The sequence below is a fragment of the Corynebacterium mucifaciens genome, assembly GCF_012396315.1.
In the GTDB taxonomy this organism is placed as follows: Bacteria; Actinomycetota; Actinomycetes; order Mycobacteriales; family Mycobacteriaceae; genus Corynebacterium; species Corynebacterium mucifaciens.
Map to the genome: position 1 here is coordinate 51,808 of NZ_JAAXPF010000007.1, position 23,538 is coordinate 75,345.

The 23,538-nt window shown below is 68.5% G+C and carries 26 protein-coding genes; 20 read left to right on the plus strand and 6 right to left on the minus strand.

The genetic code is table 11. The annotated features are described in order from the left end of the window. Positions 1-49: 49 nt before the first annotated feature. Positions 50-1,048, plus strand: coding sequence for a metallophosphoesterase family protein (locus HF989_RS07180; protein ID WP_246233850.1), 999 nt, complete (start codon positions 50-52; stop codon positions 1,046-1,048). Here HF989_RS07180 and HF989_RS07185 read toward each other — a convergent pair. Together HF989_RS07185 and HF989_RS07190 are read right to left on the minus strand one after the other, a co-directional pair. Continuing rightward, a complete protein-coding gene (locus HF989_RS07185; protein ID WP_168685217.1) occupies positions 1,045-1,908 on the minus strand; it encodes a GDSL-type esterase/lipase family protein in 864 nt (287 codons plus the stop codon). The two genes, HF989_RS07180 and HF989_RS07185, sit on opposite strands and share 4 nt — an antisense overlap. Positions 1,909-2,059: 151 nt before the next feature. After that, positions 2,060-5,890, minus strand: coding sequence for a Pls/PosA family non-ribosomal peptide synthetase (locus tag HF989_RS07190; RefSeq protein ID WP_168685219.1), 3,831 nt, complete (start codon positions 5,888-5,890; stop codon positions 2,060-2,062). A 238-nt stretch (positions 5,891-6,128) separates the two neighbouring features. Here HF989_RS07190 and HF989_RS07195 point away from each other — a divergent pair, with 238 nt between their 5' ends. Then, entirely contained in the window at positions 6,129-7,067 is a 939-nt protein-coding gene (locus HF989_RS07195; RefSeq protein ID WP_168685221.1) for an endonuclease domain-containing protein, read from the plus strand. Between the two features lie 155 nt (positions 7,068-7,222). On the opposite strand, the gene HF989_RS07200 is transcribed toward HF989_RS07195, so the two are convergent. Both HF989_RS07200 and HF989_RS07205 read right to left on the minus strand, forming a co-directional pair. After that, positions 7,223-7,660, minus strand: coding sequence for a MarR family winged helix-turn-helix transcriptional regulator (locus tag HF989_RS07200; protein ID WP_168685223.1), 438 nt, complete (start codon positions 7,658-7,660; stop codon positions 7,223-7,225). A 45-nt stretch (positions 7,661-7,705) separates the two neighbouring features. Further along, positions 7,706-8,002: a rhodanese-like domain-containing protein gene (locus HF989_RS07205; protein WP_038613038.1), complete on the minus strand. Its 297-nt coding sequence runs from the start codon at positions 8,000-8,002 to the stop codon at positions 7,706-7,708. A 19-nt stretch (positions 8,003-8,021) separates the two neighbouring features. Between HF989_RS07205 and HF989_RS07210 the strand changes: the two genes are divergently transcribed. Beyond that, on the plus strand, positions 8,022-8,699 hold the full coding sequence (locus tag HF989_RS07210) for a sortase family protein (RefSeq protein WP_168685225.1): 678 nt from the start codon (positions 8,022-8,024) through the stop codon (positions 8,697-8,699). 2 nt (positions 8,700-8,701) lie between these two features. Here the strand turns inward: HF989_RS07210 and HF989_RS07215 are convergent, their stop codons facing one another. Next, complete coding sequence (locus HF989_RS07215) at positions 8,702-9,502, minus strand: GDSL-type esterase/lipase family protein (RefSeq protein ID WP_168685227.1); 801 nt, start codon at positions 9,500-9,502, stop codon at positions 8,702-8,704. 190 nt (positions 9,503-9,692) lie between these two features. On the opposite strand from HF989_RS07215, the gene HF989_RS07220 reads away from it, so the two are divergent. Then, positions 9,693-10,271 (plus strand): hypothetical protein, encoded by a 579-nt coding sequence (locus HF989_RS07220; RefSeq protein ID WP_168685229.1) that lies wholly within the window; start codon positions 9,693-9,695, stop codon positions 10,269-10,271. A gap of 73 nt (positions 10,272-10,344) precedes the next feature. Here HF989_RS07220 and HF989_RS07225 read toward each other — a convergent pair whose 3' ends face one another. Then, positions 10,345-10,878 carry an inorganic diphosphatase gene (locus tag HF989_RS07225; protein WP_168685231.1) on the minus strand — a complete coding sequence of 178 codons (534 nt, stop codon included), beginning with the start codon at positions 10,876-10,878 and terminating at the stop codon, positions 10,345-10,347. A 74-nt stretch (positions 10,879-10,952) separates the two neighbouring features. Here HF989_RS07225 and dacB point away from each other — a divergent pair, with 74 nt between their 5' ends. The 16 genes from dacB to lysS all read left to right on the plus strand — a co-directional run bounded on the left by dacB (position 10,953) and on the right by lysS (position 23,535). After that, the gene (gene dacB / locus HF989_RS07230) at positions 10,953-12,206 is read left to right on the plus strand and encodes a D-alanyl-D-alanine carboxypeptidase/D-alanyl-D-alanine endopeptidase (RefSeq protein ID WP_168685233.1); all 1,254 of its coding nucleotides are present in this window, start codon (positions 10,953-10,955) and stop codon (positions 12,204-12,206) included. Then, entirely contained in the window at positions 12,206-13,096 is an 891-nt protein-coding gene (gene tilS, locus HF989_RS07235) for a tRNA lysidine(34) synthetase TilS (RefSeq protein ID WP_168685235.1), read from the plus strand. Before dacB ends, tilS begins: the two co-directional genes overlap by 1 nt. 44 nt (positions 13,097-13,140) lie before the next feature. Continuing rightward, on the plus strand, positions 13,141-13,410 hold the full coding sequence (locus HF989_RS07240; protein WP_210729086.1) for an antitoxin: 270 nt from the start codon (positions 13,141-13,143) through the stop codon (positions 13,408-13,410). Further along, entirely contained in the window at positions 13,410-13,811 is a 402-nt protein-coding gene (locus tag HF989_RS07245) for a type II toxin-antitoxin system VapC family toxin (protein ID WP_168685239.1), read from the plus strand. Before HF989_RS07240 ends, HF989_RS07245 begins: the two co-directional genes overlap by 1 nt. 107 nt (positions 13,812-13,918) lie before the next feature. Then, positions 13,919-14,518: a hypoxanthine phosphoribosyltransferase gene (gene hpt / locus HF989_RS07250; protein ID WP_168685241.1), complete on the plus strand. Its 600-nt coding sequence runs from the start codon at positions 13,919-13,921 to the stop codon at positions 14,516-14,518. Between the two features lie 22 nt (positions 14,519-14,540). Beyond that, positions 14,541-16,859, plus strand: a complete 2,319-nt coding sequence (ftsH, locus tag HF989_RS07255) for an ATP-dependent zinc metalloprotease FtsH (protein ID WP_168685243.1) — start codon at positions 14,541-14,543, stop codon at positions 16,857-16,859. Next, positions 16,852-17,436, plus strand: a complete 585-nt coding sequence (folE, locus tag HF989_RS07260; RefSeq protein WP_168685245.1) for a GTP cyclohydrolase I FolE — start codon at positions 16,852-16,854, stop codon at positions 17,434-17,436. Before ftsH ends, folE begins: the two co-directional genes overlap by 8 nt. Before the next feature lie 3 nt (positions 17,437-17,439). Then, positions 17,440-18,282 (plus strand): dihydropteroate synthase, encoded by an 843-nt coding sequence (gene folP / locus HF989_RS07265; protein ID WP_168685247.1) that lies wholly within the window; start codon positions 17,440-17,442, stop codon positions 18,280-18,282. Next, complete coding sequence (gene folB / locus HF989_RS07270) at positions 18,275-18,646, plus strand: dihydroneopterin aldolase (protein WP_168685249.1); 372 nt, start codon at positions 18,275-18,277, stop codon at positions 18,644-18,646. Before folP ends, folB begins: the two co-directional genes overlap by 8 nt. Before the next feature lie 2 nt (positions 18,647-18,648). Next, entirely contained in the window at positions 18,649-19,107 is a 459-nt protein-coding gene (gene folK / locus HF989_RS07275) for a 2-amino-4-hydroxy-6-hydroxymethyldihydropteridine diphosphokinase (protein ID WP_168685251.1), read from the plus strand. Beyond that, entirely contained in the window at positions 19,104-19,571 is a 468-nt protein-coding gene (locus HF989_RS07280) for a DUF3180 family protein (RefSeq protein ID WP_168685253.1), read from the plus strand. Before folK ends, HF989_RS07280 begins: the two co-directional genes overlap by 4 nt. A gap of 10 nt (positions 19,572-19,581) precedes the next feature. After that, positions 19,582-20,361 (plus strand): DUF6779 domain-containing protein, encoded by a 780-nt coding sequence (locus HF989_RS07285; RefSeq protein WP_168685255.1) that lies wholly within the window; start codon positions 19,582-19,584, stop codon positions 20,359-20,361. Continuing rightward, a complete protein-coding gene (locus tag HF989_RS07290) occupies positions 20,362-21,063 on the plus strand; it encodes a 6PGD fold domain-containing protein (RefSeq protein ID WP_168685257.1) in 702 nt (233 codons plus the stop codon). Further along, the gene (locus tag HF989_RS07295; RefSeq protein ID WP_168685259.1) at positions 21,064-21,855 is read left to right on the plus strand and encodes a pantoate--beta-alanine ligase; all 792 of its coding nucleotides are present in this window, start codon (positions 21,064-21,066) and stop codon (positions 21,853-21,855) included. Positions 21,856-21,875: 20 nt separating this feature from the next. Further along, a complete protein-coding gene (locus tag HF989_RS10855) occupies positions 21,876-22,007 on the plus strand; it encodes a hypothetical protein (RefSeq protein ID WP_281351351.1) in 132 nt (43 codons plus the stop codon). Positions 22,008-22,023: 16 nt separating this feature from the next. After that, positions 22,024-23,535, plus strand: coding sequence for a lysine--tRNA ligase (lysS, locus tag HF989_RS07300; protein ID WP_168685261.1), 1,512 nt, complete (start codon positions 22,024-22,026; stop codon positions 23,533-23,535). Positions 23,536-23,538 lie beyond the last annotated feature (3 nt).

Below are 23,538 nucleotides of genomic sequence, written 5' to 3' on the forward strand. Positions count from 1 at the left end.
GTAGGACGACCCCGAGGATTACAAGCTGGCCGTCCGGCGCCTCAACGCGATGCCCGACAAGGCGAACGCGCTGGTAATCAACGGCGACTTGGTGGACAACGGCGGCCAGGAGCAATGGGACACATTCCTCGCCGCGCGCGAGGAAGTGATGCACGGCTCGGGTGTGGAGCTGTGGACCATCGGCAACCACGAAATGTATGGCCCCGAGACGTCCGAGGTGCACCTGAACCGTTTCCTCGAATACTCCGGTCAGGAAAAGCCGTGGGACGAGGTGGTGGTCAACGGCACGCCGATGATCTCCATCAACACCGAGTACTACTCCGATGTCGACCGCGACGGCAAGGAGCCCTTCCAGCGCGTTTCTACGGAGCAGCTGCGGTGGTTGGACGAGCGGCTGGCGCACTGGGACGCGCAGGGCGTGACCGCGCTCGTGTTCACGCGCCCACTGCTACCGGGAACGGTGTCCATGTCGCACTCCGCGTGGTACCAAAACGACTTTGAAGACGAAGAGGCCGTCTCCGACGTGCTGTCCAAGTACAACGGCGTGGTCGCCTTCACCAGCCACTCCCACTCCTCGCTGCGACAGAACAATTGGTGGGGCACTAGGCGCTACGACGGCACCCCGCAAGGTGCGATCGGCTTCCCGGTGGTGAACACCCGCGCGATCCTCAACGAGTACCTGCCGGACGGCGACCATGACGAGGACATCGTGGACGGGCAGGCGGCGACCGGCCTGCGCGTGAAGATCTACGACGACCGCGTGCGCGTCGAAGCCTGGGACTTCAAAGACGGCCACAGCCTGCTCAACCCCGAGGGCGAGGCGAAGATGACTAAGTACCAGGACTTTTCCAAGCAGCGCCGCCTCTCCGCGCCGCCGGTGCAGCCCGCCGAGGACAACACCCCGGCAGCCGCGGGCTCCTCGACGGGGGAGAAGGTGGCACTGGTGCTGGGGATCCTCGCCGTGCTCGGCGGATCCTTCGCGTTTGTGGCCACCCACTTTGGCCAGCAGATCCGGGCGCTGAGCCCGGTTCCGCTGCCGCAGTTTTAGACCGACTGCGAGAGGCGGCGGGCGATGAACTCGTTGCCCGCGTGCGACGGGTGGAGGCTCATGGTCACGCCGCCCGGGACGGTGGTGTCAATGCCGCCGTTGACAAAGCGGGCCTGGTCGGGCGCGCAGGTGGTGTTGCCGCGGGTTTCCATGCGCATGGGCACGAACTGGATGCCGTTGGCCGCGGCTGCGGCGCGCTGGTTCGCCTCGTTCGCGGCCTCGACGGCGGCAAGCGGCGGCAGCGGGAAGCCGCCCGGTGCGTTCGGGACGATGTTCACCGGGCAGAACATGTTGGGCGCGGCTGGGTCTGCAACCGCGATCATGCCGGAGAGGATGATCTTTGCCTGCGGCGCGTGGTAGCGGATCTTGTCCTTGGCAATGCGGATGTTCATGGACAGGTCCGAGGCCATCTTGCCCGGGTTCCACGGCTGGAAGCCCTGCTGGATGCCAAACGGGCCGAAGTCGTTCATGCCCACGGCGATGATCACCGCGCGGGTGCCGCGATGCACGTCGCCGTTGGCGATGGCGTTGTCCAGGCGGTGCAGCATGGTCTGGGAGGTCTGCGCAGTGCACGACCAGTCGGCCAGCGGGGCGCCCTCCATCGCGGCGAGGCGGCGGGGCCAGTTGTTCGGGGCCTGCAGGCAGCCGTTCCTGGAGGGGTAGTTGTTCACGTAATCCTGGACGGGCTGCCAGTTCAGGTCCCGCAGCGCGTTGCGCACCTGGTCGGGGTTCGCGGTGTAGGAGTCGCCCAGGGTGACAATGTTGCGGTTCGGCGCCGCGTCCGCGGCCGGTGCCGCGACGAGGCCCGCCGCAAGGGCTGCGCCCGCAACGCACCGCGCAATGGTCTTGGCAAGCTTCAAAATGCACGCTCCTTCTCGTTGAAAAAAGCCGGTTTCCCAGATGTCAGCAGGCCGGGCTTGTGGCCCGGCCTATCCTCAAATACATCGGGAACCGGCAGACGGCGTTACATATTTCCCAGATTTCTTCGAGCCTGATCCCAGGTTCCGGCCGCTACCGCGGCTCCACCGGGTTGCCTTGCCACACCGTCATCGCGGGCACCTCGTCGCCGCGCATGACCAGCGAGCCTGGGCCCACGGTGGCGCCTTGCCCGATGACGGAGCCCGGCAGGGACACCGAATGTGCCGCCAGCGTCGCGGAGTCCTGGATCGCCACCGTGTCCAGGGACATCACGCGGTCCTGAAACAGGTGCGTCTGCACCACCGTGCCCGGGCCGACGGACGCGCCGCGGCCCACCTGGCACAGGTCGGTCTCCGGGAACCAGTAGGACTCGATCCACGCGCCGCGGCCCACGCGCACCCCCAGCGCGCGCAGCGCCAGGTTCATCTCCCCGGAGCCGGCGGCGTGGTTGAAGAACCAGGGGGCGGCCACGACCTCCACAAACTGGTCCTGCAGTTCATTGAGCCACACGTACCAGGAGTACAGCGGGTGCTCGCCCGCCTTTTGGCGCCCAACCAGCACCCACTTCGCCACCACCGCGCTGCCAACCGCCAGCGCGCCCACGGCCATCCACACCAGCCCGCCGAGCAGGTACGTCCAGACACCGAAGCGCTCCAGCAGTGTGACTGCGGCCGCCGCGAACACGGCCGCCAGCACCGCCTGCGCCATCGGCGCGAGCAGGCGCAGCGTCTCCACCAGACCGCGCTTGCGCATGAGCGCGCGCGACGGCGCGTACGTCGCCTCGCCGGCTGCCTCCACCTCCACGCGGCGCATGCGCTCTGGCGGCGAGCCCCACCAGTTCGACCCCGCCTTGGACTTCTTCGGGCTGGCGGAGAGCACCGCCACCAGCGACTGCTTCGCCAGCTTGCGGCCGGGCGCGACCATGCCGGAGTTGCCCACGAAGGAGCGCTTGCCCACCACGGTGCGCTCGGTGCGGATCCAGCCGTCGCCGAGCTCGTACGTGCCCACCATGGTGTCGTCCGCCAGAAACGCGCCGCTGCGCACCTCCGTCAGTTTGGGCACCAGCACCGCGGTGGACACCTCGGCGCGCTCGCCGATTGTCGCGCCCAGGGAGCGCAGCCACACCGGCGTGGCCAAGCCCGCGTAGATGGGGAAGTAGCGGGTGCGGGCGTCGTCCATCAGCCTGGTCACCGTCCACAGCGCGCAGCCATGCACGCTGCGCACGGGGAACACGCCGGGCCTTATGCCTATCGACGCCACTCTCACGGCTACCCACGTCAACCCCAAACCGAGCCCGAAGTAGACAAGCCCGCCCACCGGCGCGAACACCAGCAGCCCCCACACCGACGCGGTATCCGCGAGGCGCGCCAGGCCCACCGTCGCGGCGGCGCCGGCAACGGCCGCGGCGGCCGGCAGCAGCGCCAGGAGCAGCGACGTCAGGCCGTAGCCCAGCGCCCACAACGTGCGGCGCGGCGGGCGCTCGTCCGGGAACCGGTGCTTGGAGCGGCCCACCTTCCGCGCGGGCGAACCCGCCCAGCGCGACCCCTTCTTCACCGGCTTGTCGCCGGTGACGGTCGAGCCGGGCTCCACGTGCGCGCCCTGCCGGATCTCCGTGCCCGGCATGAGCGTGGAGCGCGCGCCGACACGGGCCTCCGCACCGATCGACACCTCGCCCACGTGCAGCTCGTCACCGTCGAGCCATACGCCGGACAGGTCCACCTCCGGCTCGATGGCCGCGCCCTCGCCGACGGTGAGCAGGCCCGTGACCGGGGCGAAGGTGTGCATGTCCACGCCCTTGCCGATGCTCGCGCCAAGCATCCGGCCGGTGACCTTGGCGGCGTTCGCGCTGGAGATGTTCAGCGCGCCGGACGCGTGCAGCCAGCGCTCGGCGGCCCACAGGCGCACGTGCCGCACCCCGCCGCGCGGGTACACGCCGGGCGTGACCCGGCCGCGGATCACACGCGCTCCCAGCGCGCCGACGGGGATGCGCCCGAGCGGGGTGCACAGGACCACAAACGCGGCGGCGAGCCACGCCCAGGGAAGCTCAGTCAGCCCCAGCAGGTTTGCCGCGACGGCCACCCAGGTCACCGCCGTGGCAGCCTTGAGGGTCATCACCGGGAGCAGCGCCACCGTCTGCGCCACGCGCGTGCCCGCGCCGACGGGTTTCACCGCGCGCTCGCGTAGGGAGGTGCGGCTGGCGAGCGTTAGCTCGTCGATAAGCGAGGCAAGCGTTTCCAACCTGGGGTGGTCGTAGAGATCGCGCACGGCGAAGGTGGGCACGCGATCGCGCAGGCGCGTGACCAGCGCGGCCGCGGCCAGCGAGGAGCCGCCGAGCTCGAAGAAGTCCGCGTCCCGGCCCGGCACGTCCAGGCCCAGCACCTCCACCCACTGCTGCGCCACCCACGCCTCTGTCTCGGTGAGGCCCACCGCGTCCACACTCGCGGGCAGCGGCCACGGCAGGGCCTTTTTGTCCACCTTGCCGGAGGTACGCACGGGCAGCTCCTCCATCACGTGCAGGCGCGGCACGAGCGCCGCCGGCATGACCTCCGCCAGCCGCTCGCGCATTTGCAGCACGTCAAGGTCGGTGCCCTTGTTGGGGGAGACGTAGCCCACCAGCACCTTGTCGCCGGAGGGCAGCGCCTGCACGGCCACGGCCGAGTTGTACACGCCGGCGAGCGCGGCCACGTTGGCCTCCACTTCGCCCAGCTCGATGCGGCGCCCGCCGATCTTCACCTGGTCGTCGGCGCGGCCGATGAACGCCAGGCCGTGGTCCGTGAGCTTCACGTGGTCGCCGGTGCGGTAGGCGCGCTCCCACTCGCCCATTGGCGCGTACTTCTCCGCGTCCTTGGCCGGGTCCAGGTAGCGGGCCAGGCCCACGCCGCCGATGATCAGCTCTCCCTGGCCCTCCTCGTCATCGCTTGCGATGGCGAGATCCCAGCCGTCCAGCGGCCAACCGATGGTCACCGGCTCACCCGGGTACAGCCGCTTCGCGCTGGCCACCACGGTCGCCTCGGTGGGGCCGTAGGTGTTCCACATCTCGCGGCCCTCGGCCAGGCGGTCGGTCAACTCCTGGGAGCAGGCCTCGCCGCCCACGATGAGCAAGCGGATATTATCCAGCGCCTCCTTCGGCCACAGCCCGGCCAAGGTGGGCACGGTGGACACCACCGTGATGTCGCGGCGGATCAACCACGGACCCAAGTCCTGCCCGGAACGCACCAGCGCGCGCGGGGCCGGCACCAGGCAGGCGCCGTGGCCCCACGCCAGCCACATTTCCTCGCAGGAGGCATCGAAGGCCACCGACAGGCCGGCCAGCACCCTATCGTCCGGTCCCAGCGGGTTGTCCTGGCAAAACAGGCGCGCCTCCGCGTCCACGAACGCGGCTGCAGAGCGGTGCGTGACGGCCACGCCCTTCGGCTTGCCCGTGGAGCCGGAGGTGAAGATGATCCAGCAGTCGTGGTCCGGGGTGACCTCGCCCAGCGGGGTGGGCTCCGCGGGTTTGAGCACACGCAGCCCCTCGTCGGTGAAGATCGCGTCCACGTCCGCCTCGCCGAAGACCGTCTCCGCGCGCTCGTCCGGGTCGTCCGCGTCCACCGGCACGTACGCGCAGCCCGCGCGCAAGGTGGACAAAATGGCCAGGTAGAGCTCCCTGCTTCCCGACGTCATCCTGACCCCCACCCGGCCCCCATCACGCACACCCCTGGCACGCATCTCAGCCGCGCGGTGCTCGATCTCCTCCACAAGCTCCGCGTAGGTGAGCACGCCGTCATCGTCGGGGTTGGCGCTGCCGCGGTTGCCGTCGTCGATGGCGGCGGCATCGGGGTGCTGGGCGGCGGTGGCCGTGAGGACGTCGATAAGCGTCCGCTCCGGCGGGGCCAAGTGGCTGCGCAGGAGCGGATTCGCGGTGTCTTCTCCGGGCTGAGACATGCGGATAAGGCTAATGATGTGCCGAAAAACCGCAAATTGTGGGAAAGCCCCACTATTTGCGCTGGCCCACCTTGTGCCCTTTCCTTTTGCGGATCCAGCTACCAGGGCCCAGCTAATCGGCTCTGGAGGCCGAATAGCTGGCTCTTACTAGCTGGATCCGCAGCGCTGCGGTCGCACGCCCGGGCTGTTAGCCTCGAACCGCTGCCTCGGGGGAGGCCGCAGACACAGGGGGGAAACCATGGATCAAGCACGACTAGCGGCGCTGCTGGTGGCGCGCGGGGATGTGGAACGGCTCGCGTGCGTGCAACTTTCCGCGACCAAGTTCGTCCCCGCCGAGCAGTGGGCAGGGCTGAAACGCCACGAGCAGGAATTCCTGCGCTGTTACGCGGCCGGGGTCAGCGCGCACAAGGCGGTGCTGGTGGGCAGATCCGCGGCGCGGGCGCTCGGGCTCTGGGTGCTGGGCAAAGACCCAGAGGTTATCGGACTAGCGCAGCGCAACGGCCACCCGCCGTCGAAAACCCAGTGGCCGGAGGGGGTGGTGTACCGCAACATCCCCATCCCGGAGATGGACATCCGGGAGCACACCGCGTTCGACCCCGCGGGCGCCGGCGGACGCATCCGGCTGACCACGCCCGCGCGCACCGCCATCGACATCGCCCGGTTCCACGGGGTGCGCGACGCCGTCGTAGCCATGGACAGCCTCTACCGCGAGCAGACGCCGATCGGACAGGAAACGACCCGGGCCGCGCTGGCCTCCACCATGGGACGGCTAGCCGGCAAGAAGGGCGTGGGCCTGGCGCGCCGGGCGTTTGAACTCAGCTCGACGGTCTCGGAGTCCGCGTTTGAGTCGCTCTTCCGCGTCATCCTCCTCGAGCACGGCATCCAGGCCAAGGAGCAGATGTGGGTGGGCAGGCGGTACCGGGTTGACCTGCTGTGGGGCAACCTCATCATCGAAATCGACGGCTACATCAAATTCGACGACATGCCCCACGCCGAGGTCATCCGCATGACCACGCGCGATAACTGGCTGAAGGAGCAGGGCTACGAGGTGCTGCACCTCTTTCCCGCCGAGATCCTGCGCGACGAGGCCGGTTGCATCCGGCGCGTGTTCGACGCGAAGGCGCGTGCCGACGCCCGCGGGCCCGTCACCGTGCCAGCCACGCCGTACCGGCCGTAGCGCCGGGGTGCGCCGGGTCGGGTCCTCCCGCCGCGGATCCAGCTACAAGGACCCAGCTAATCGGCTCTGGAGGCGGAATAGCTGGCTCCTACCAGCTGGATCCGCGGGAACGGGGCGGGCACCGGGGCGGAACACACCGACCCGACCCCGAGCCGCTACTCCTCCGCCTCCAGCGCTTGGGACAGTTTGCGCAGGCTCTTCAGCTGCTTGGAGGAGGATGCCTCGAGCGCGCGGTCCTCTGCCTCGGCTACGTCGGCGGCCAGGCGCGCCAGCGCCTTCGTCCCCTTCTTCGTGGCGGCGACGATCTGGCGGCGCCGGTCTTTCGGGTCGCGCTCGCGGGTGACCCATTTGCTGGTCTCCAGTGAGTCGATGAGCCGGACCATGTCGGAGGCGTCGATGCCTAGGAGCTCGGAAAGCTGGCGCTGGCTCATTGGCTGGCCGTCCACGCAGGCGAGGATCCAGTACTCGCGCATGGTGGAGTCGTGGGTGGCCAGGGCGCGCTCCACCTCGTCTTTGGTGTGCCTGCGCACGCGTTCCACCTGGAAGTGGGGGGACTTGGCCAGGGTGGACGGCAGTTCGGGGAGCGTCGACATGCCGTCCATCTTAACTACCTGCCCACGCCCAACAATTGGCGCTTCCTAACTTTGGTGGGGCAGGCCTTGTTCCACCCAGGCGGTGGTGCCGCCGGTGACGTTGTGTACGCCGTCCCAGCCGCGCGCCTGCTCCAGGTACTGGGCTGCCTGGGCGCTGCGTCCGCCGGACTTGCAGATCAGGTAGATGTCCTGCTCGGGGTCGATTTCGTCTGCGCGGGCGACGAACTCGGACAGGGGGATGTTCACGGCGCCCTCTGCGCGGACGGCGGCGTACTCGTCGGGCTCGCGGACGTCGATGAGCTGCGCGCCTGCGGGGACTTCGGTGACAGAAACTTCTTTCATGGTTCGTATGATAACCGCCGTGAAGTACCACCTCCGCCGCGCCGCAGCATTGCTGATCCTGCTGCTGGTCATTGTCGTGGGCGCGAGGGACCTGCTTCATGACGCCCCTTCGGACCAACCCGCGCAACCCGCGGAGCCGCGTCATCAGGCAGCGGCCTCAATTGCGCAAAGCAGGCCGGTGGAGATGGTCGTGCCGGTGCTGGGGCTGCGCGCGCAGTTCGAGCCGGGTGACTGCCGCGTGCAGGACGGGGCGATCAACCCGAAGACGCTGGACAAAGCGTGCGCGCTGACGGGGCCGCAGTACCCGTACGCGCTGCCGGGCACGGACGCGCAGGACATCGTGGTGGTCGCGGGCCACACCGGCGCCGGCGTGAGCGCGGTGTTTAACCAGCTTTACGACGGCAAAGCGCAGCACCACAACGTCGCCCCGGGCGACACGTTGTTCATGCGCACCGAGGCCTCCGGCGACGACTGGTTGAAGTACACCGCGACGGATCTGCACGAGCCGGACAAGGGCGCGCTGGCGGCCGATCCCGAGATCTGGGGTACTGGGCCGATGCCGGGGCGGCTGCTCACCATCTCATGCATCCAGCCAGCGAACCCGCTGGCGGACAGCGTGCGCAACGCGGTGGTGGGGTGGCAGCTCGCCGGGACGGTCACCGGCGCTGAGGTGGACGCGGCGTTCCGGCCGCGGTGAGGCTAACGGGCGATGTTGCGGCCGATGAGCTGGCCGTAGGCGTGCGTGCCATTGGCGTTGAGGTGCAGTGGCAGGTTGCCCGGGGCGGGCGGAACCGGGTCCACCAAGTTCACCCACCAGCGGTCGGGGGAGCAGGTGCTGTGGCCGGTGGAGATGGGCCAGGCGTCGAGGAACGTGGCGCCGTTGGCCTGGGCGACCTCGCGCAGGGTGTTCTGCAGGCGGTTCTCCGTTGCGGGCACCTGGCTAATGGGCAGGGGGATAATCGACGAGGTCAGGCACGTGTTGTTGTTCACGGTGACGCGGGGGTAGCCGACAACGGTGATCTTCGCGCCGGGCGCGTAGTAGCGGGCGACGTTGATGGCGCTGCTCAGCCCGTTTCGCAGTGCCCGCTCTGAGCCCTGGATGTCGGACTGGTATGGGTACGTGTCGTTCGCGCCGGCGACGATGACCACGTTCTTGGTTTGCGGGTTGAGGTCGCCGCGTCGCGCCGCGGTGCGCAGGGAGTTGTCAATGTGGTAGCCGCCGGTGGCGAAGGAGGCCCCGGCGCACTGGTATTGGTCGACGTGCGCGCCGGAGGCCCTGGTGATCTCGTGGGCGATGGAGCCGTCGGTGACGCACCCGACCCCGGTGTTTGCCATCAGGTTCGCCTTGTTCCGCGCATAATCGATCACGGTGGGGTTAGCCACTATGCTGTCGCCTGTGAGCACGGTGTTTCCCGGCACCGCGGCATGGGCGGCGGTGTTTGCTGTGAAGAGGGCTGCTGCAGCGGCGACGACTGCAGCGAGCCTCTTGTACTTGGCCATCGGTGTTGTTCTCCTTGAGGTCAGCTGAGAGCGATGTGGCAGTTCGCGGCGATAATACGCGGTCTGCCGGCTTCGCACACCTCGGCAGGTGGCAGAAACTGCAGTGACTTGTGTGAAAACCGGTAAAAGTAGGGCTAGACTCTCAACCAAGCGTTGAGACTTCCCGCCCCACGCCCCAGAGGAGACAACCATGAACCGCACACTTCGAGCCGCGACCGTCGCCGCAGCCATCCTTGCCGTCCCTGCAGTGAACGCCACCGCGCAAGACCTGCCGGCCCACGAGGTGGCACAGACCCCGGCCGCTGATCCGGTCGCGGAAGACGCGCTCGGCGTCGGAGACGTCGAATCGACCGGAGATGCGCCGGTGGCGAGCGGCCTGGTCGAGTTCCCGCCTGTGCTGACGCTGGACGGCACCACCTACTACCTGAACAAGGACGGCCACACCTTCGTCACCGACATCGAGCGCGTCGACGCCGATGCCACGCCGGAGGAGGTCGCCGCATCCGAGGCTCTGATCAGCGCGAACGCGGGCGAGATCGGCCGCCAGGGGCTCGAGGCGGCGCGTGCGGCGGGCGAAGCAGAAGCCGAAGCCGACGCTGAAGCCGAAGCACCCGCTGAGGCGCCGGCCGAGACCCAATACGCTGCGACCACCCGCGGCCTGGAGGCGGAGACCGGCTCCAACACCCTGGTCCGTGCAGTGTTCGCGCTGCTGCTGGCATCCGCGCTCGGCGCCGCCTTCTTCGCCTTCGCGCGCCGCCGCCTGATCTAACCGCGCGGGAACACGAAAACGCCGGGCCAGCGACAGTGCGCGGGCCCGGCGTTAGCCGTCGATAGGCGAGAGCTTAGTTCTCGGTCTTGGCTTCCTTCTCGGCCTCGAGGTTCTCGCGGGAGTTGTCGCCCACGCGCTTGAACTCGTCGAGCGCGGCCTGCAGGATCGACTCGGCCTCGGCCTTGTCGCCCCAGCCGGAGCCGGTGACTTCCTTGTTGGGCTCGAGGTCCTTGTAGTGCACGAAGAAGTGCTCGATCTCGTCTTTCATGAAGTCGGAGACGTCGGAGATGTCCTGGTAGTTCTCGTAACGCACGTCGTCGATGACGCAGAGCAGCTTGTCGTCGCCGCCGGCCTCGTCGGTCATCTTGAACACGCCGATCGGGCGCGCGATCACGGTCACGCCGGGGAAGACGGGCTCCGGGCAGATGACCAGGGCGTCCAGCGGGTCGCCGTCGTCGGCGAGGGTGTTGTCAATGAAGCCGTAGTCCGCCGGGTACGCCATCGGGGTGAACAGGTAGCGGTCCAGGAAAACCTTGCCGGTCTCGTGGTCGACCTCGTACTTGTTGCGGGAGCCCTTGGGGATCTCGATGATGACCTCGATAGCCATTGCTTCTCCTTTGTTCAGTGCCTGAGTTCGGTGAATGTCCGCCAAACATCATACGTGGGCTAGCATTTTGGCCGATGAAGGTATGGACATGGGTTGCGGGCGGCCTCGCGCTCGCCGCGGTCGGCGCGGTGGCGGGCTTCGGCATCGCGGCGCACGAGGAGCTCTCCCAGCTCACGCACACCCCGCCGTACCAGCTGCAGTCCGCGCCGGAGGCGATGGTCCCGGTGACGCCTTCGCCTATCGACGACGCTTCGCTCACCACCACCCTGGCCACCCTCGCTGAGAATCCTGATCTGGGCGTGTTCCACGGTCGCGTGACGTCGATAGGCAGCGGTGCAGCGGTGTTCGACCGGGCCTCGGAGGAGGCGCTGCGGCCCGCAAGTGTGACGAAGGTGCTCACCGCCTCGGCGGCCCTGTTGAGCCTGGGCGCGCAGGACCGCATCACCACCGAGGTCGTGCGGGGCGCGGACCCGGCGGCGGTGACCATCAAGGCGGCCGGAGACGTGTGGCTGGACGCGCAGGCGCTGGACGCGCTCGCGGAGCAGATCGGGCACGCGGACGCCGTCTACATCGACACCTCTGTCTGGGACGGCATGGCGGAGATGCTGCCCGGCTGGAACCCGCTGGACATCGACGGCGGGTACGTCGCGCCCATGCAGCCCGCGATGCTCTCCGGCGGCCGCCTGGACGGGGAGACCACCGGCGACGTGCCGCGATCCCACACCCCAGCGCTGGACGTCGCGCAGGCGCTGGCGGACCGCGTGGGCGCGCAGACCGTCGGCGTTGGCCCCGCGGAGGGGGACGTTGTCGCCGCGGTGGAGTCGCCGACCCTGGTGGAGCGACTGGAGCTGATGATGAAGCACTCCGACAACGTCTACGCCGAGGCCATCGGCCGCGAGGTGGCGCTCGCCCGCGGGACGATGGACGCGCCGGGCGCAACGCTGTCGGTGCTGGAGGAGCGCGGTTTCAACACCGCCGGCGTGGTGCTGCGGGACAACTCGGGCCTGTCCACCGAGGACCGCATCGCGCCCAAGCTTCTCGACGCCATCCTCGCCGACGCCGCCACCAAACCCGAACTGCGACCGATCTTCTCCACCCTGCCGGTCGCATCCGGCGACGGCACGCTCGAGGACCGTTACGGCGACCTGCCCGGGCGCGGCTGGGTGCGGGCGAAGACGGGCACGCTGGACGGCACGGCGTCGCTCGCCGGCACGGTGACCAGCGTGAACGGGAACATCTACACGTTCGCGCTGATCTGCAACGACGCCGACGTGCTCGACGCGCGCCGGGCGATGGACGAGTTCACCTCCGCCCTGCGGCAGTTCTAATGCAACCGTTCTGGCCGCGCCGCTCGCCACACTTCCTCGCGTGCCGGCGCGCCGTTCGGCCCTTCGACGGCCCGGCGGTGATCGGCCTGTCCGGTGGGCCCGACTCCCTCGCGTTGACCGCCGCTGCCGCCGCGGAAGGCAATGACGTGACGTGCGTGGTTGTGGACCACGGGCTACAGGACGGCTCGGCGAACGTGGCCGAGCGGGCGGCGGGTACGGCACGGGGGTTCGGCCTGGCGGCGGAGGTGGTCCGCGTCGAGGTCGGGGAGGGCAACGTGGAGGCCGCAGCGCGCAGCGCCAGGTACGAGGCGCTGCTCGCGTATGGGCGCGACGTGTGGGTCGCCCACACCGCCGACGACCAGGCGGAGACGCTCATCCTCGGCGCGCTGCGCGGCAACCCGTCCGGCATGGCGCCGCGCAACGGCCGCGTGGTCCGGCCGTTCTTGGGGGTCCGCCGCGCGGACACCGTGGGCGCGTGCGAGGAGCTGGGGCTAACACCCTGGCACGACCCAATGAACGCCGACCCCGCCTTCCGTCGCGTGGCGGTGCGCACGCAGGTGGTGCCCTTGCTCAGCGAGCTGCTCGGCGGCGACGCCGTGCCCGCCTTGGCTGCCACTGCCGGCCGGATCGCGGCGGATCAGGCGCTGATTGCGTCGCTTGCTGACATCTCGCCGACCACCTCCTGCGAGGAGCTTGCGCGGGATGCGGGGCCGGTCCGGAGGCGTCGATTAGCGGCATGGCTCTTGGGCGAGGGCGTGCCGGTGCAGGGCGACCAGCTCGACGCGGTGGAGGCCTTGGTCGTGGATTGGCATGGGCAGGGACCCGTCGCCGTTGCAGGCGGGCGCGTGGTGGTGCGTGAGGACGGTCGATTGGCCCTTGTGGGACGGTAGCTCACCGTATATATTCCGCGTATATACCCATGAGGAGGTGCGCGGTGGAGAAAGCAACGACGCGGGTGTTCAAATCTGGCAACAGTCAGGCGGTGCGCATCCCAGCGGACTACCGGCTGGATACCGACGAGGTGACTGTGGAGCGGGTTCCGGAAGGCCTGCTTCTGCGTCCTGTCGAGGAATCGATGGGCGAAGTCGTTCGCCGTTTTCGGGCGTTTCAGACCGCCCAGGGGATTGAAGGGGGCATTCTGGCGGATCCCGGCGGCATCTCCGACGATGCCTCGCTGAGCGACGACGAACTGGGGCTTCGCTGATGTATCTCCTGGACACCAACGTCTGGATCGACATCGAGCGGGGTGAACAGGTGCACGTGATCGAGCGCTTTCTTTCGGTGGCCCCGGGCGATGTCCCCATCTCCACGGTGGTGCTCGGCGAGCTGTATGTCGGTGCCGAGCGGTCTCGGAACCCCGGCTTGGCCCGCCACACGGTAGATCGACTAGTACACGGCTTCGACCGGTGCGGGATCGATAGTGACACCGCGCGGCGCTACGCGGAAGTCACGGCAGACCTGGCTCAGCGCGGCGAACTGATCGGCGTCAACCACCGCTGGATTGCCGCTCAGGCGCTCGCCCAGGATTGCGTGCTGGTGACCGCGAACACGGGTGAGTTTTCGCGCGTGAGAGGTTTACGCCTGGAGAACTGGCGGTTCCCCTAACCCCGCAGGTGGTTGTACCTTCTCGCGGGCAGGTGGCAAGATGAGGAAGTTACGCGCACGTGAACGCCAATAGGCGCGGAGAGACCGCGAGAGGGAAGGGCCAGCCCATGACCGAGTTGCACGACACCAAGGACTTCAACGTCCCGCCTCACCGCTACGGAGATGACGTGGAAGCCATCCTCATCTCGGAGGATGAGCTGCAAAACCGCATCCAGGAGCTGGCGGACATGGTCTCGGAGAAGTACCGCGACGCTGACGACGACCTCATCTTGGTGTGCGTGCTTAAGGGCGCGGTGTTCTTCCTCACCGACTTCGCGCGCAAGCTGTCCATTCCGTCGGAGATGGAGTTCATGGCCGTGTCCTCCTACGGCAACTCCACCACCAGCTCCGGCGTGGTGCGCATCCTCAAGGACTTGGACAAGGAGATCGCGGGCCGCGACGTGCTCGTGGTGGAGGACATCATCGACTCGGGCCTGACCCTGTCCTGGCTGCTGCGCAACCTGCGCAACCGGAACCCGAAGAGCCTCGAAGTCGTTACTCTTCTGCGCAAGCCGGATGTGCAGACCGCGCAGATCGACCTGCTGGACATCGGCTTCGACATTCCAAACGAGTTTGTCATCGGCTACGGCTTGGACTACGCGGAGCGTTACCGGGACCTGCCGTACGTGGGCACGCTGCACCCGCGCGTGTACTCCGAGGCGGACTAGACGCTAACTAGAACAAGGGTTTATGAGCAAAAATACAAAGGTCTTGCGGTGGGGCGTCATCGGCGCCATCGCGCTCATCGTCCTCTACCTGCTCACGCTGATCGGGGACGATTCCCGCGCCTACCAGCGCGTGGACACCTCTGTGGCGATTGAGCAGCTGCAGAACCAAAACGCGGAAGAAGTGCAGATCGACGACCGCGAGCAGCGCGTGCGCATCGACCTGCGCGAGCCGATCACCGTGAACGAGCGCGAGGGCGTGGAGGCCATCTCCGCCCAGTACCCCGCGCGCACCACCCCGGATATCTTCGCCGCTGTGCGCGATTCGGGCGCGGACAAGTACCAGACGAATGTGACGCAGGAGTCCTTCCTGATGTCCATGCTGGGCTTCGTGCTGCCGATGGTCCTGGTCTTCGGCCTGATCTTCTTCTTCATGTACCGCCTGCAGGCCGGCGGCGGCGGGCCGTTCGGCATCGGCGGCTCCAAGGCCAAGCAGCTGACCAAGGACAACCCCACCAACACGTTCGCGGACGTGGCTGGTGCGGACGAGGCCGTGGACGAGCTGCACGAGGTGGTGGACTTCCTCACCGACCCGACCGTGTACGAGAAGCTGGGCGCGAAGATCCCGCGCGGCGTGCTGCTGTACGGCCCGCCCGGCACCGGTAAGACCTTGCTCGCCCGCGCCGTGGCGGGTGAGGCCGGCGTGCCGTTCTACACCATCTCCGGCTCGGACTTCGTGGAAATGTTCGTCGGCGTCGGCGCCTCGCGCGTGCGCGACCTGTTCAAGCAGGCGCGCGAGAACAGCCCGTGCATCATCTTCGTCGACGAGATCGACGCGGTAGGCCGCCAGCGCGGCTCCGGCATGGGCGGCGGCCACGACGAGCGCGAGCAGACCCTGAACCAGCTGCTGGTGGAGATGGACGGCTTCTCCGGCCGCGAGGGCGTCATCCTCATCGCAGCAACGAACCGCCCGGACATCCTGGACCCGGCGCTACTGCGCCCGGGCCGCTTCGACCGCCAGATCCCGGTGACCAACCCGGATCTGGCCGGCCGAGCACAAATTCTCAAGGTCCACGCCAAGGACAAGCCGTTGGCGGAGGATGTCTCCCTCGACGCCCTGGCTAAGCGCACCGCCGGCATGTCGGGTGCGGATTTGGCCAACGTGCTCAACGAGGCCGCGCTGCTCACCGCACGCATCGGCGGCAACGTGATCACCGCCGACGCGCTTGAGGAGGCGACCGACCGCGTCATCGGCGGCCCGCGCCGCTCCAGCAAGGTCATCTCGGAGCACGAGAAGAAGGTCACCGCCTACCACGAGGGCGGCCACACGCTTGCCGCGTGGGCGCTCAAGGACATCGAGCGCGTGTACAAGGTGACCATCCTCGCCCGCGGGCGCACCGGCGGCTTCGCCATGACCGCGGACGAGGACGACAAGGGCATGTACACCCGCGACGAGCTGTTCGCCCGCATGGTCTTCGCCATGGGCGGGCGCTCGGCGGAGGAGCTGGTCTTCGGCGCGCCGACCACCGGCGCCTCCAACGACATCGAGCAGGCCACCAAGATCGCCCGCGCGATGGTCACGGAGTACGGCATGACCTCGGCCCTCGGCGCCGTGAAGTACGGCCAGGAGCAGGGCGATCCGTTCTCCGGCCGCGGCGCCGGCGGCTCGCTGGAGTACTCGCCGGCGGTGGCGGCCAAAATCGACGAGGAGATGCAGCTGCTTCTCGACGAAGCCCACAAGGTCGCCTACGCCACCCTCGAGCGCTACCGCGACGAGCTGGACACGCTCGCGTCGAAGCTGCTGGAGAAAGAGACGCTGCGCCGCGGCGACTTGGAGGCCATCTTCGACACGGTCGAGCCGACCCGCCCGGCGCTGCCCGCCCACGACGTCCGCTTCGGGCGCCAGGCGGACCGCGACCCGGTGAAGACGCCGGTGGAGATTGCCAAAGAGCGCGGCGAGGATCCGCCGAAGCGCTTCTCCATCTTGGAGGCGTCCAAGGCCACCCGCGAGCGCCGACGCAAGGAGCGCGAGGCCCAGCAGCACACCCCCGCGAAGAAGGGCTCCACCCGCTGGGAGCAGCCCGAGGGCAACGCCCCGCAGTACGGCGGCCCGACGCCGCCGGAGGGCTGGACGTACAAGGGCGCACCGAAGCAAGAGCAGCCGCACCCGGGGGCGCAGAACTACCCGGCGGGCGAGACCGAAGAGATCGGCTTCCGCCTGCCGGAAAACGAGCGGCCGGACCACGCGCCGCGCGGGCCTGAGCCGGAAACGACGCCCGATGCGGAAACCACCCAGCTGCCGCGCCAAGAGCGCGAGCCAAGGCACAGGAGGGACGATGACTAACCCGAACGCTGACAGCTTTGACCGGGAGCGCGCCGAGGCCGCGGTGCGCGAGCTGCTTATCGCGGTGGGGGAGGACCCGGACCGCGAAGGGCTCGCCGAAACGCCGGCGCGTGTCGCGCGCGCCTACGAGGAGGTCTTCGCCGGCCTGCGCGAGGACCCGAAGATCCACCTGGAAAAGTCCTTCTCCGAAAACCACCGCGAGCTCGTGCTCGTGCGCGACATCCCCATCTACTCCACCTGCGAGCACCACCTGGTGCCGTTCTACGGGGTGGCCCACATCGGCTACATCCCGGGTGCGGACGGCAAAGTCACGGGGCTGTCCAAGCTGGCGCGCCTCGCCGACATGTACGCCAAGCGCCCGCAGGTGCAGGAGCGGTTGACCGCGCAGATCGCGGACGCCATCGTCGAGAAGCTGGATGCGTCCGCGGTGATCGTCGTCATCGAATGCGAGCACCTGTGCATGGCCATGCGTGGCATCCGTAAGCCGGGCGCGACCACGACCACCTCGGCGGTGCGCGGCGGCTTCCAGAACAACGCCGCCTCCCGCGCGGAAGTGCTCAGCCTGATCAGGGGGTAGCCGATGACCACCGTCGCCGAACTGACCGTGCCCGGGCGCACCAGCGTGATGGGCATTGTCAACGTCACCGAGGATTCGTTTTCAGACGGCGGCAAGTGGCTCGCCGCGGACGACGCCATCGCGCACGCCCACGAGCTCGTGCGCCTCGGCGCAGACATCATCGACGTCGGCGCGGAATCCACCCGCCCGGGCGCCACGCGCGTCCCGGCGGAGGTGGAGGCGCAGCGCATCCGGCCCGTCATCCGGGCGCTGCGTGCCGACGGCATCCGCACCTCCGTGGACACCATGCGCGCCTCCACAGCCCTGGCCGCGGCGGAAGAGGGCGTGGACATGATCAACGACGTCTCCGGCGGCCTGGCGGATCCGGGCATGTACCGCGTGATGGCGCAGACTGGGCTGCCGGTGTGCCTCATGCACTGGCGCGCTGACGCCTTCGTCAACGCGTCCGGCGCGGCGGATCACGGCGGCGACGTGGTGAAGGATGTGCGCGAGGTGCTGGCGGAGCTCGTCGAGAAGGCGACTGCCGCAGGGGTGGACCCAGGGCAGATCACGCTCGACCCCGGCCTCGGCTTTGCTAAAACCCCTGAGGACAACTGGGCGCTGCTTCACGCCCTGCCGGAGTTCGTCGCGGGGGAGTTTCCCGTCCTGGTCGGCGCGTCGCGGAAGCGTTTCCTCATGGAAATTCGGGCGGATCGGGGACTGGAGCACTCGCCCATCGACGCCGACCCCGCCACCGCGGCAGTGACCGCGCTGGCGGCCCACGCTGGCGCGTGGTGCGTGCGGGTGCACGAAGTGGCCGTGTCGCGCGACGCGGTAGATGTTGCACGGAGGTGGACCAATGGCTGACCGGATTGAGCTCAAAGGATTACAGTTTCACGCCAACCACGGGGTGCTCGCGCACGAAACGCAGTACGGGCAGGCGTTCTCCCTGGACATCACCTGCTGGCTGGACTTCGCGGGCGCGGCGCGCGAGGACGACCTCACGCAGACCGTCAACTACGCCGAGCTTACGGAAACCGCGCTGCGCATCGCCCGCGGCACGCCCCGGCAGCTCGTAGAGACGGTGGTGGTGGAGATCGCCGAGACCGCCATGCGCGAGTACGGCCTGCTGCACGCCATCGAGGTCACCCTGCACAAGCCGCACGCGCCGATCCCGGCCGTGTTCGACGACGTCGCGGTGGTGGCCCGCCGCTCCAGAAAGCGGATGTAGCCATGCGCGCCGTGCTGTCGTCGGGCTCGAACATGGGGGACGCGCGCGCCCACCTGCGCACTGTCGCGGACGAGTTCGCCGGCGAGCTCGTCGCTGCCAGCTCAATCTACGCCACCGCTCCGTGGGGCAAGACGGATCAGCCGGACTTTCTCAACCAGAGCCTGCTGGTGGACGTGGACAACACCCCGCGCGAGCTCCTCGGTCGGTGCCAGGACCTGGAGCAACGGGCCAACCGCGTGCGCGAGGAACGCTGGGGCCCGCGCACCCTGGACGTGGACATCGTCTGGATCGAGGGTTACACCTCCCAGGACCCGGACCTCACCGTGCCGCACCCGCGTGCGCACCTGCGCCAGTTCGTGCTCCAGCCCTGGTTGGAGATGGACCCGGACGCGGAGCTGAACGGGGTACGGGTGGCGGCGCTGCTTGCGAACTTGGACGACCAAGGGGTGCGCAAACTGTGAAGCGCACGCCGTACGAGGGGTTGATCGCCGTCGCCGGGTTCTGCGCGGCCGCCGCGGTGATTCTGGTGCGCCGGTTCTACGGGCTGCTGGAATCCGTGGACATGGTCGTGCCGCTGTCGCTGTGGGTGATGGCCGTGATCGCGGGCTGGCTCGCGCTTGTGGTACGCAAGCGCCGCAAGGAGGGCAGGGTCGGCCAGGACCGCAGCCAGCTCCACCCGGTGCAGGCTGCGCATTTCATGGTCTTTGGCAAGGCGTGCGCCTGGGCGGGTGCGGTGTTCGGCGGCGTGTATGCGGGCGCGTTGAGCTACGTCGTGCCCAAGCTCGGCGTGCTTGCCGCCGCGCCCGGAGACGTCCCGCCGCTTGTGGCCGGCACCCTCGGCGGCATCGCGCTGTGCGCCGCCGGGATCTGGCTGGAGAAAATGTGCGAGGTGTCGCCGCCCAACGAGGGGCAAGGCGTTGGCTAGAGTGGTGGGCATGAGTGCCCAGAATGCGTCCCCAGACCGCGCGAACCTGTGGGTCATCGTGCCGTTTGCGGTCGCAGTCATCGGCACCGTGGTCATGCTGTTCACCAACTCCGCCAACGCGCTCAAGGTCGCGCTGATCTTCGCGCTGTGGGCTGGCGCGGCCGGCATCCTGGTCAGCGCGAAGGCGCGCCGGGACCGCGACGCGGCGGCGAATGAGGCGGCCGCCGCCGAGCAGCGCATCCAGGACCAGGAAGAGCGCCACCGCGAGGAGCTGGCGGCCAAACCCGCCACCCAGCCGGTGGACGTGGAGGCGCTGCGCGAGCTGCAGGACCAGATCCAGGCGCTGCGCGAGCAGCTGGAGGAGCTCAACGGCCGCGTCTTCGAGTACGAGCCGGCCGCCGTACGCGCCTCCGCCCGGCGCATCACCGAGCTGGCGCCGACGCCGGAGCCGAAACCGGAGCCCAAGCCGGAGCCAGAACCGAAGCCGCAGGCGAGCCCTAGCCCGTCCACGGACGAGACCGCAGTGATTTCCCGCGTCCGCCCGTCCGGCGCGCCAAGCTCGGACGCCATCGCCGGCCGCATCGGCGCGCAGCCGTCGTCGCGCCCCGCGCGCAACCCGCTGTCCGACCTGATCAGCGAGCGTGAGGCAGAGAAGGCGGAGAAGATAAAGGCAGAGCCGGAGCCGGCAGCCGAGGCGCGCCCCGAGCAGCGCTCGGGCCGCCGCCGCCGCGACGAGCGCGGGGATCAGGCCCTGTCCGTGGCGGAACTCCTCGCGCGCCAGGGGAAGTAGATGCCGCCTCGCCTGCTGGTGGGCGCGGTGTTCGGCGCGACGCTGCTTGCAGAGCGCTTCGAGCGCGCCGGCCACACCGTCCGACCGCTGGACATCCACGATGACCCTGGTGCGGTTGCGCATGTGGACCTCGTGCTTCTCGACGGACCTTCGGACGACATCCGCGCCGCCTGCGAGCGGGTGGCTGACCACGCCCGTCCGCGCCAGATGTTCCTGCACACCGCGCTGGAGGAAGGCCAGCAGCTCCTCGACGACGTGGAGACCTCGCACGCCATCACCATGTGCGCCCACAACATCTTCGACAACGTGTGGGTGACCTCCGCCGCCGACGAGCTGGGCGAGACGGTGGTGGGGCTGCTCATCGCGGAAATCGGCGGTATGAGCTTGCGTATCGACGATGCTTCGCGCCCGCTCATCGCCGCAGCGCAAGAGCTGCGCGCGATGGAGTCTGTCGTGCGCGACGACGTCTTGGAGCTGCTCACCCAGGCGGTGCCGGGGTTTGAGTCGGTTGCGCAGCAGTTTCTCGCCGCCCCGCCGGCGCAGCGGGGCGCGCATACCCCGGCGGAGTTGGAAAGGCTCGTGCGAGCCCTGCCCGACGCGGGTACTCGGCGCTTGTTCGTGGAGTTGGCGCGCAGGCGCGGCGAGCTGGAGCAGGACACGGACACCGAGCTTTGGGTGATGCAGAAGTACGAAGGAGGATAAATGGCGTTCGAACCCGGCCAGGCGGTGGTTGTCACCGACGAGAATCTGTTGGCCACCTACGGCAGAGCGTTCCGCAAGATCGGCAAGTCGGTCGTGGTGGTGCCGCTCGGTACCGAGATCCACGGCGGGCACGTGGAGCTCATCCGCGCGGCGAAGTCGCTGCTCGGCTCGTACGTAGTGGTGACGTACTCGGGAGACGAGGTGCCGGAGGTGTTTGCCAAGGAGCACGTGGACGTCGTGTTCCACGGCACGCTCGCCACTAAAGTGCGCGTGGATTCCGGCGTGGAGCCGCTGGAAGACCCGGAGACCACCCAGCGGGAGGTCGCCCGCATCCTCGCGGCCATCAACGCCACGCACGCCACGGACGTCGTGCTGGGGGAGAAGGACTTCGAGGTGCTGGTTGCCACCCAGTTTGCGGTGTCCGGCCTGCGCATGGAGTGCAAGCTCCACAGCGTGCCCACGGTGCGCACCCCGGACGGGTTAGCGCTGTCGAACAGGAACGCACGCGTAGCCGTCGATAAGCGTGACGCCGCGCTCGCCCTCTCCGCAGCCCTGACGGCCGGGGCGCACGCCGCTGAGCACGGCAAGGCCAAGGTCCTGGAGACCGCGCGTGGTGTATTGAAGGCCGCCGGGGTCGAGCCTGCGTACCTGGAGCTGCGCGATCTGGCCATGCGCGAGGCGCCCGTGGAGGGCGACGCGCGCCTGCTTGCCGCCGTGGACCTCGGGGGAGTGCGGCTGACGGACAATGTGGGCCTGCCCCTGGGCGTCGGCTTCAAGCACGTCGAGGCCTGATAGCCGGTAAAGTTTCGCTTATGTCCACCGCCACCATCGCCGGGCTGCTTGCAGACCGCTTCGGGTTCAGGAGGCGTACCCTGAGTACCTCATTCATCGTCAACGGCCCCGACTCGGAGAACCAGCGACTCGACCTGCCTGTCTGCGAATAAGCTACGATTATTCGCCGTGACTACGCAGGACTTTTCAGAGCAGCAGCAGATCCGCCGGGAGAAGAGGCAGAGGCTTATCGACGAAGGGCGGGACGCCTACCCAGTCGAGGTCGACCGCACGACGTCTCTGAAAGACCTGCGCGCGAAGTACGACGGCACGCTCGAGCCCGGCGATGAGACGCAGGACGTCGTCGCCGTGGCCGGGCGCATCATGTTCCAGCGCAACACCGGCAAGCTCTGCTTTGCCACCCTGCAGGAGGGCGACGGCACGCAGCTGCAGGTCATGCTCTCGCTCGCCGAGGTCGGCGAAGAACCCTTGGCCCAGTGGAAGGCGGACACGGACCTCGGCGACATCGTCTCCGTGCGCGGCCGCGTCATCGCGTCCAAGCGCGGCGAGTTGTCCGTCATGGCGCAGTCCTGGCACATGGCGTCCAAGGCGCTGAACCCGCTGCCGGTGGCGTTCGCGGACATGAACGAAGAGCAGCGCGTGCGCCGCCGTTACACCGACCTGATCATGCGCGAGGACGCCCGCAAGAACGCCATGACCCGCATCAAGGTCATCGCCGCCGTGCGCAAGTACCTCACCGGCCTGGACTTCGTGGAGATCGAGACGCCGATGCTGCAGACGCTGCACGGCGGCGCCGCGGCCCGCCCGTTTGTCACCCGCTCCAACGCCCTGGACATCGACCTGTACCTGCGTATCGCGCCCGAGCTGTACCTCAAGCGCGCCGTGGTCGGCGGCATCGAGCGTGTGTTTGAGATCAACAGGAACTTCCGCAACGAGGGCGTGGATTCCTCCCACTCCCCGGAATTCACCATGCTGGAGACCTACCAGGCCTGGGGCACGTACAAAGACGGTGCGGAGACCATCAAGGGCCTCGTGCAGTTCTGCGCGCAGGAGGTCTTCGGCTCCCAGACGGTGACGCTGCCGGATGGCACCGAGTACAACTTCGGCGGCGAGTGGAAGGTCTTGGAGATGTACCCCTCGCTCAACGAGGCGCTGCAGCGCAAGTTCCCGGGCCAGCCGGAAGTCACCATCGAGTCCTCCGTTGAGGAACTGAAAGGCATCGCCGAGGCGATCGGGCTGAAGGTGCCGGAAAACGCCGGCTGGCTGCACGGCAAGTTGGTAGAGGAGATCTGGGAGGAACTGTGCTCCGACCAGCTCTACGAGCCGACCTTCGTGGTCAACTTCCCAGTGGAGACCTCGCCCCTCACCCGCGACCACCGCGACAAGCCCGGCGTGACCGAGAAGTGGGACTTGTACGTGCGCGGCTTTGAGCTGGCCACCGGCTACTCCGAGCTGGTGGACCCGGTGATCCAGCGCGAGCGCTTCGAGGACCAGGCCCGCCTGGCCGCCCACGGCGACGACGAGGCCATGGTGCTCGACGAGGACTTCCTGGCCGCCATGGAGCAGGGCATGCCGCCGACAGCCGGCACCGGCATGGGCGTTGACCGCCTGCTCATGGCCCTGACCGGCCTGGGCATCCGCGAGACCGTGCTGTTCCCGATGGTGAAGCCGGAGGTGTAGCAA